The sequence below is a fragment of the Psychrobacter sp. SZ93C1 genome (genome assembly GCF_015864635.1).
Lineage (GTDB): Bacteria > Pseudomonadota > Gammaproteobacteria > Pseudomonadales > Moraxellaceae > Psychrobacter > Psychrobacter fozii.
In genome coordinates this window covers 1-2668 of sequence record NZ_JADYWY010000019.1, presented here as the reverse complement: position 1 = coordinate 2668, position 2668 = coordinate 1, and the positions used below count along the sequence as shown (strand labels likewise).

1 rRNA gene is annotated in these 2668 nt (G+C 51.2%); it reads left to right on the top strand.

Annotation, left to right across the window (positions count from 1 at the left end):
- A 23S ribosomal RNA gene (locus tag I6E83_RS14570) occupies window positions 1–2577 on the top strand; the annotation flags it as partial.
- Window positions 2578–2668 lie beyond the last annotated feature (91 nt).

Below are 2668 nucleotides of genomic sequence, written 5' to 3'. Positions count from 1 at the left end.
GGTGATAGCCCCGTAGTCGACATCTCATAATCAGTGAAAACGAGTAGGGCGGGACACGTGATATCCTGTCTGAATATGGGGGGACCATCCTCCAAGGCTAAATACTACTGACTGACCGATAGTGAACCAGTACCGTGAGGGAAAGGCGAAAAGAACCCCTGTGAGGGGAGTGAAATAGAACCTGAAACCGTGTACGTACAAGCAGTAGGAGCACCTTCGTGGTGTGACTGCGTACCTTTTGTATAATGGGTCAGCGACTTAATTTTAGTAGCAAGGTTAACCGTTTAGGGGAGCCGTAGGGAAACCGAGTCTTAACTGGGCGTACAGTTGCTAGGATTAGACCCGAAACCAGGTGATCTAGCCATGGGCAGGTTGAAGGTTGAGTAACATCAACTGGAGGACCGAACCGACTAATGTTGAAAAATTAGCGGATGACTTGTGGCTAGGGGTGAAAGGCCAATCAAACCTGGAGATAGCTGGTTCTCCCCGAAAGCTATTTAGGTAGCGCCTCGGACGAATACTACTGGGGGTAGAGCACTGTTAAGGCTAGGGGGTCATCCCGACTTACCAACCCTTTGCAAACTCCGAATACCAGTAAGTACTATCCGGGAGACACACGGCGGGTGCTAACGTCCGTCGTGGAGAGGGAAACAACCCAGACCGCCAGCTAAGGTCCCAAAGTATAGCTAAGTGGGAAACGATGTGGGAAGGCTCAGACAGCCAGGATGTTGGCTTAGAAGCAGCCATCATTTAAAGAAAGCGTAATAGCTCACTGGTCGAGTCGGCCTGCGCGGAAGATGTAACGGGGCTAAGCTATACACCGAAGCTGCGGCTACGTACCTTAGGGTATGTGGGGTAGGGGAGCGTTCTGTAAGCCGTTGAAGGTGGTCTGTAAGGGCTGCTGGAGGTATCAGAAGTGCGAATGCTGACATGAGTAACGATAAAGGGAGTGAAAAACTCCCTCGCCGGAAGACCAAGGGTTCCTGTCCAACGTTAATCGGGGCAGGGTAAGTCGACTCCTAAGGCGAGGCCGAAAGGCGTAGTCGATGGGAAACGGGTTAATATTCCCGTACTTCTTACAATTGCGATGGGGGGACGGAGAAGGCTAGGTGGGCCTGGCGACGGTTGTCCAGGTTCAAGTATGTAGGCGGGTGGTTTAGGTAAATCCGGACCACTATTAACGCTGAGATACGATGTCGAGCTACTACGGTAGTGAAGTCATTGATGCCATGCTTCCAGGAAAAGCCTCTAAGCTTCAGATTGTAAGGAATCGTACCCCAAACCGACACAGGTGGTCGGGTAGAGAATACCAAGGCGCTTGAGAGAACTCGGGTGAAGGAACTAGGCAAAATGGTACCGTAACTTCGGGAGAAGGTACGCTCTTATCAGTGAAGTCCCTTGCGGATGGAGCAGACGAGAGTCGCAGATACCAGGTGGCTGCAACTGTTTATTAAAAACACAGCACTGTGCAAAATCGTAAGATGACGTATACGGTGTGACGCCTGCCCGGTGCCGGAAGGTTAATTGATGGGGTTAGTCTTCGGACGAAGCTCTTGATCGAAGCCCCGGTAAACGGCGGCCGTAACTATAACGGTCCTAAGGTAGCGAAATTCCTTGTCGGGTAAGTTCCGACCTGCACGAATGGCGTAATGATGGCCACGCTGTCTCCACCCGAGACTCAGTGAAATTGAAATCGCTGTGAAGATGCAGTGTACCCGCGGCTAGACGGAAAGACCCCGTGAACCTTTACTACAGCTTGGCACTGAACATTGAACCTACATGTGTAGGATAGGTGGGAGACTATGAAATTGCGTCGCTAGATGTGATGGAGTCGTCCTTGAAATACCACCCTTGTAGTTTTGATGTTCTAACGTTGGTCCCTGAATCGGGATTACGGACAGTGCCTGGTGGGTAGTTTGACTGGGGCGGTCTCCTCCCAAAGAGTAACGGAGGAGCACGAAGGTGGGCTAAACACGGTTGGACATCGTGTGGTTAGTGCAATGGCATAAGCCCGCTTGACTGCGAGAATGACAATTCGAGCAGGTGCGAAAGCAGGTCATAGTGATCCGGTGGTTCTGAATGGAAGGGCCATCGCTCAACGGATAAAAGGTACTCCGGGGATAACAGGCTGATACCGCCCAAGAGTTCATATCGACGGCGGTGTTTGGCACCTCGATGTCGGCTCATCACATCCTGGGGCTGAAGTCGGTCCCAAGGGTATGGCTGTTCGCCATTTAAAGTGGTACGCGAGCTGGGTTTAGAACGTCGTGAGACAGTTCGGTCCCTATCTGCCGTGGGCGTTGGAAAATTGAAAGGGGCTGCTCCTAGTACGAGAGGACCGGAGTGGACGAACCTCTGGTGTTCGGGTTGTCATGCCAATGGCATTGCCCGGTAGCTAAGTTCGGAATCGATAACCGCTGAAAGCATCTAAGCGGGAAGCGAGCCTTGAGATGAGTTTTCCCTGGCACTATAAGTGTCCTAAAGGGTTGTCGTAGACTACGACGTTGATAGGCAGGGTGTGTAAGTGCTGCGAGGCATTGAGCTAACCTGTACTAATTGCCCGTGAGGCTTAACCATACAACACCCAAGGGGTTTTGTGGACTCAGAAGTACCAGACCTTGAATGCGTTTGAAGAGAAATACTTTTAAATAAGCTTTCCGAATTTTAA